Origin of the sequence: Bacillus sp. SM2101, assembly GCF_018588585.1 — a bacterium.
GTDB lineage: Bacteria > Bacillota > Bacilli > Bacillales > SM2101 > Nanhaiella > Nanhaiella sioensis.
Genome location: NZ_JAEUFG010000120.1, coordinates 1 through 833, shown reverse-complemented (window position 1 = coordinate 833; position 833 = coordinate 1). Strand labels below are relative to the sequence as shown.

Genomic DNA, 833 nt, shown 5'->3' with positions numbered 1-833 from the left:
ATCTCTGTAGCTAGCGCTCCCCTTACATTACCAACCAATCCACCTACGTAGTTCGCTCCACTAACTGTACTATTTCCTGTTAGTTTCACGTTCTCGATGATTGCCGTTCCAGCTGCATAACCCATTAGGGAGCCAACATTGTTTCTCCCTGTAAGTTGGATATCGCTTAATTCTAAATTTGTAACCGTTGTATTCGATGTATAACCAAACAGCCCGATATAGTCTGTACTAGATTGATCGATTACAAGATTATGAATCTTATATCCGTTCCCAGCGAATGTACCTGTGAACGCGACACTGTTAGTGCCAATTGGTGTCCATTCCTCATCTGTGAGATCTATATCATTCATCAGTTTGTAATGTGCACCGAGCTCATATTTCATATTTTTCAATTGCTCTTTCGATTCAATTAAGTATGGATCCTCTTCCGTACCGTATCCACCAGCTATCTCGTTTTCTGGTAACCCTACGCTCGTTCCATTCGGTACGTCTAATTGTAGGAGGTATGGATAGGATGAACCCTCATCAATTCCCCATATTGTTTCAAAATCCCAGTTCACATAGTTAACTTTTGTCTTCATCGCAGTTGTTAAACGACTGAGATTGTTTGGAATATAGCCGACGGCAATCCCATCATAATAACTATTTACTAATTGTGAGTATCCACTACTTCCAATCAACCCACCTATGATATATGCTCCAGTGACCCTTCCTGCGGCATAGTTATTCTCGACTGTAATTGTATAGGACGAACTATTTCGTGATGTATAACCGATTAAGCCACCCACATATGTTGTTCCACTCACATCACCTAATGCATAGTTGTTCGTAAT

The 833-nt window shown here is 40.7% G+C and carries 1 protein-coding gene; it reads right to left on the bottom strand.

The genetic code is table 11. The features are described 5' to 3' along the window. Positions 1-833 (bottom strand): M26 family metallopeptidase (locus JM172_RS24530; protein WP_483297284.1); only part of this gene is annotated, 833 nt, incomplete at both ends.